The sequence below is a fragment of the Bacteroidota bacterium genome (genome assembly GCA_013696965.1).
Taxonomy (GTDB): Bacteria; Bacteroidota; Bacteroidia; order JACCXN01; family JACCXN01; genus JACCXN01.
This window is the reverse complement of record JACCXN010000008.1, coordinates 1-5,141: the sequence shown is the minus strand read 5'-3', so window position 1 is coordinate 5,141 and position 5,141 is coordinate 1. Positions and strand designations below refer to the sequence as shown.

Below are 5,141 nucleotides of genomic sequence, written 5' to 3'. Positions count from 1 at the left end.
TGTCTGATATTCTTGTGAGCTTGGTTACTTTTTCCTGTGGTATGCAATCGGATATTTGTTTTAACAATCTTGTTTTTCCGCTTCCTGATGAGCCTTGTATTAATGCGTGCAATGTTTCCGGCATTTTGTAGCTGATGGCAATTATCAGTAAAAAAATCCGGTTCTTTTCTTCTCCAACTATTCCGGCTTTTCCTAACAGCTCGCCTAATTTTTGTATCAGTTTTGGCTTTTTTAAAAGTGTTTCTATCTGTCCTCTTTCCTGCGTGGTTAGCGGGTAAATGGTTTCTCCCGTTTGTTCTTTTCCTTCTTTGTTTTGCAGTAGTTCTGTTTCCCTTAACTCGTCCAGTAAGTCCGTGAGCTTGTACAGATCCGCTTCTAATAAATCTTTTCTTAAGCTTAATTTTTCCGCTACTTCCTTGCAAAGTTTTTCAACCTGTCTGTCCTCATATAAATCTACTTTGTTGCGTGATTTTAAAAGGCTTTGAAGGTTTTCCACTACTAAAGTAACTTTCATATTGTCCAATACTTTGCTTATTCCTCCTTGTATGTAATAGTTTGCTGTTTGGCTTGTATAGCGGATTTTAAAAGGGTTTTTAGTGTCCAGGGAGATTTGTTTTTCTTCCTGATGCTCCTGCTGTTCTGTGCTTTTTTCTTTCAACTGAACTTTGTTTTCTTGTGGTTTCTCAGTTGAAAAAATAAAGGTTTTCTTATTTAGCAGTTCTGTAAATATTTCCGGTTGGTGGCCTTGTAACAGGCTGTTGATGTCTTCTCCCTGCGGTGGTTCTATGTTGTATATTTTTACCAGTGGCTTTAACTGCTGCAGTGCCAGGCTGTGTTTTTTTACTGCTTCTATTCCTGCTTTATCTCCGTTTAAAAAAAAGATGATTTCTTCCAAGTGCTGCAGATCCTTTATTGCTGTGATGTGTTCCTCTGTCAGCCCGTTGGTTCCATAGAGTGCCAGTAAGCTGTGTTCTTCTGTGATTTCCTCCAGCTGTAAAAGCGTGGCCGTGTCAATGATGGATTCTGCAATGATCAGTTTTTTTGTTCCTGCTTTCGGGTACTCGGGATAAAGGCCGGATCTGTCTTTTAAATAAAAATGCTTGCTTTCCTGCTCGTTTACCGTGCTTCTAAAATAAAGGCCTGTTACTTGTCCTGCCCTGTTCCTTAAGGCAAAGGCAATGCAGAACTTTGCAAAGGGCTTAAATGCTTTGGCTCCCGTTCTGCTTACCAGTCCCGTGTCCTGTAACAATCCTACTTCCAAACAGTTTTTTATCAGTGTTTCATCTTTCCTTGTCCCGTGGTGGAACTGGCCGGAGTTATAACCGATTTCAAGTTTTGTAAAGTCCAGGCCTCTTTGCTCTATGTATTCCCTGGCCGGCTTGCTGTTGTGCACTGCATTTTTAAAGTAGGTAAACATTTTAGTGAGTATGGCCGTCCTTGTTAATTGCTCTGCGGGCGATGCTTCTCCCGCTATCATTTCTTTTGCCTTATTTATGGCCTCTGCCTTGGTGGTGTTTTCCCTGTGCATTATAAAATCTATCACGTCCAGACTTTTCCCGTGGGTCTTGCAATTGCCGCTAAAACAGTAAGCCGTATGGGTTTTCCAGTAAAGCTGCATTGATGGGGTCTTGTCATCATGAAAAGGGCAGTTGATGCGGTTCTGCTTGTCTGCCTTTAATCCGTAATGTTTTATTACTTCTGCCAAAGTGAGCTTCTGTTTGATTTCGGGGATTTCCATTGTTGATAAAATTTTTATGTGCGTTTCCGCTACAAACTTATCACTTTGACTTTATTTATTTACAAAGGACTTGCAATAGTTATTCACAATCACTTTATAAAATCAGTCTTTTGCGTGCATATTATGTATCTTTGTGCTGTTAATAAGTATTTCTACATTAAAGTTTCAGCATATGAAAAAGCAAGCAAAAACAACATTAGCCACCCGTTTAAAGGATGCAAGGGATAATAAAGAGTTATCTCAACAGGAACTGGCCAAGCTGGCCGGGGTGCATTATACCAACATAGGCCGTTATGAGCGTGGGGATGCTTCCCCCTCGGCTGATGTACTGAATAAAATTGCAAGAGCTTTAGAAGTTAGCCCGGATTATTTGATGAACGGAACACTGGACAATAAAGCAACAGACATGCTAAAGGATGAGCGTTTACTTATTCAGTTTAAAAAAATAGAGCAATTACCAGAGGATAAGAAAAATTTATTGATTGAGTTCCTGGACGGATTTATTTTTAAAAGCACTATTCATCAGCAATTCATTTCATAAAGGCATGAAAGAGATTTTAATATTTTTAGCCGGATCATTTTTTGGCAAACTAATTAATGATAATCTGCCCGATTTAAATTACAAGAGCATAAAGGCCTTTAGTGAAAAGATGTGGCATAAGTTAGTATGGTGGTTTGCTATTACCATATTTCCTTTACTTATTAAATGGCGGATTATAACGCTTAATAAAGAACAGTCTCAAAAATTTGCAATTATGCTATTCTTTTGCCTGTTGGTTATAATTGTAGCTTTCTTTATTGAACAGGAAAAGAAAAACAAAAATTTAATTTAATTTAATATGGAACAAAAATTTAAATCAGGTGACCTGGTAATGTTAAAGTTGCGGCGCAAAAAAACCTTAAAACCGGATTGATTCTTTAATGATACTGCAAGTATAGAAAAGCTATTTTTTTTCTGTGATATTGCAAGTGTAGCTAATTAGGAGTAAAGACAAGTTCAGCAAGTATATTAACAAGGCTGAACCACTGACATTACGACACCAAAATAAAGGGAAATAATATTTCTTAAATTTTTGATTTACAATATATTAAATCCCATTTTTTACGTAGAACACTTTTTGGCTTTATCAACTCTTTAATTACACTACAAAAAAACACCCAATTTAATCGGACATATCGAATGCTAAACCCTTTCCTAAAGCCTGGCCTGTACTTTGTCACGAAGCCCTTACACACTTCCCCTGGCTTCAGCTTCGCGCCTACTGGGTTTCTCGGAATTTGCAAGAAATTACACTTCTTACTTGTAAAATTTGATTAGCCATTTCTTTTTGACAGCCACCAATTAAATCCTAAAACCATCACAAAGATTAATGCTGATATAGATAAAGGTTTTAGTAAGGCATAGGTTCCATAAAAAAAATATAATAGACTACTTATAGCTAGGGCAATAAATACTAAAACTAAAATCAATCTTAAAAGTTTTATATCTCTTTTGCTTATAAAATAATTATATATATTCATAAAAAGGTATGTAACAACTGCTATTTCAGATAAAAAAACAATTAAAAACAAGGCTGTTTTTATATTTATAAAAAATGCAATTGTACCAAAACCTATTATGGCTAAAATTAGATTTGTAAAATTTATTTTACTTTTTAACATGACAATTTTAAACAATTTACTTTTTTAATTTTCTTCTTTCCCCACTACTTTTTTGACTGTTTCAGAGGCTGTTCCAGAAGCTGCTACGCCTGCTGCTGTACCACGACTTGCAGCGTGATTTGCAACTTTGTTTTTTGCTGCTTCTGCTGCAGCTTGTCGTGTAGGTCTTGGGTTAGTTCCTGCTACTCTTTCGGCTCTATCTGCTTGTCTTGCTAATGTCTTCCCTACAGGCGAATTTTTAGCTGCTTTTTCCGCAGCATCACCAGCAACTTTTCCGACTGTTCCTCCTGCAACCACATCTATTAATACTTCTTTAGCATTAACCTCACCCGTTTTAATTACTTGGCTTGCCACACTTGTTGCAGCATCTGTTGCAGCATTAGTGGTTACCTTAATAACTGTAGTGGCCGTTTTACTTGCAATGCTAGCAACCTTCAAAACCTTGTCCACTTTAGTAGCAATTCCTACTCCAGTAGCACCTGCTACCGCTGAAACCCCAACCGAGGTAAAACTAAAATTAGTTAAAGATTTATCATCATCAAGGGCAATTTCTGTTAATTGTAAACCGACATCTAATGCTGCTCCTACTAATGCCCCTACACACCAAGGGCAATCACCATTTGGGTCAGCATTTATAATAGGATTATTTTCATTATTATTATATGGAGTCAAATCAGCAAATTGTTTAGTTTCTGGATCAATACTTAACCATCTTCCAATTCGAGGATCATATGCTCTATATAAGGATGTATATTGGTTTCCCGCTCCCTTCACCTCGTCATCCTTCTCCATACCGTTAAACCCATAACGGTACGCCACTGCACAACCTTTTTTCTCATTTAAAAAAGTTCCTTGCACCACTTTTAACAATGGTTTTTCTTGATTATATGTAAGTTTTAAAGCTCCCATTTTCAACGGCTAAGATAAACTTTTCACATCACTATTTTATTTTTTTCAACTGATAATTTCAATTGAAAAAAATAAAATCATAAAACTTTCAATAAAATTACCATTAACAACAAAAACAGTAATACCATTTTTATTATTTTTATTCCTTCTGGCGAAGGATTTACACTACGTAATTTAAAACCTAAAAAGCTTATTCCGATTTCTTCATTTTGTTTGTTTGCTTTCATTTATCATATCTGATTTTTTTTATTCAGCATCTCTGCCATTATTAGTATATATCTTATAAATATCTCCGATTTTGGCAAAATCACTGATTTTGGTAAAATATTTCCAAAAAATCATTTAACACACTGTAAGTAAGGACAATAAAATTTCAATTATTTTGTATTTATCGCTCGATTTTTATTAATAAAGCTTTGGCAGTGCGGTTGGCAGTGCGGATTTATCAATAAAAATGAGCATCCAGGAGTTTGAGGGTGGAAGACCCTCAATAAAACAATATTCCTTTTTCATTTCAGCCCTATCCTTGATAGATTTTAAGCCCCCCAATCAAGCAATTTTATTTTTATATTGATAGAGCTGTGGCCTTGCCCTTTCCCCGCTTGAGTTTCTCGCCCCTTTGAAGAAAATCAAAGCATTAAATGTGACAAAAAACTTTTCTTTTTGGCGCATTTAGTGCAGATTTTTGGGGGCGATAAACTCAAACGGAGAAAGCGAACCAGGCCCTTTTAAATATAAAAGTTCCTTACGCCTGTGGCTTGCGCCTTGTCCGACAGGAGGGAGTAGCGCATAACTCAAAAAACAGGACTTGGGCTTTTGGTGGCTATTTCGC

General features: G+C 36.4%; 5 protein-coding genes. 2 read left to right on the top strand and 3 right to left on the bottom strand.

Translation table 11 applies throughout. The features are described from left to right. Positions 1-1,738: toprim domain-containing protein (locus H0V01_01220; GenBank protein ID MBA2581987.1), on the bottom strand; the 1,738-nt coding region annotated here is incomplete at its 3' end. Between the two features lie 172 nt (positions 1,739-1,910). On the opposite strand from H0V01_01220, the gene H0V01_01215 reads away from it, so the two are divergent. Both H0V01_01215 and H0V01_01210 read left to right on the top strand, forming a co-directional pair. Beyond that, positions 1,911-2,279, top strand: a complete 369-nt coding sequence (locus H0V01_01215; protein MBA2581986.1) for a helix-turn-helix transcriptional regulator — start codon at positions 1,911-1,913, stop codon at positions 2,277-2,279. A 4-nt stretch (positions 2,280-2,283) separates the two neighbouring features. After that, positions 2,284-2,571: a hypothetical protein gene (locus H0V01_01210; protein ID MBA2581985.1), complete on the top strand. Its 288-nt coding sequence runs from the start codon at positions 2,284-2,286 to the stop codon at positions 2,569-2,571. A gap of 481 nt (positions 2,572-3,052) precedes the next feature. Here the strand turns inward: H0V01_01210 and H0V01_01205 are convergent, their stop codons facing one another. Both H0V01_01205 and H0V01_01200 read right to left on the bottom strand, forming a co-directional pair. After that, positions 3,053-3,400, bottom strand: coding sequence for a hypothetical protein (locus H0V01_01205; protein ID MBA2581984.1), 348 nt, complete (start codon positions 3,398-3,400; stop codon positions 3,053-3,055). A 24-nt stretch (positions 3,401-3,424) separates the two neighbouring features. Beyond that, on the bottom strand, positions 3,425-4,309 hold the full coding sequence (locus tag H0V01_01200) for a hypothetical protein (protein ID MBA2581983.1): 885 nt from the start codon (positions 4,307-4,309) through the stop codon (positions 3,425-3,427). Positions 4,310-5,141 lie beyond the last annotated feature (832 nt).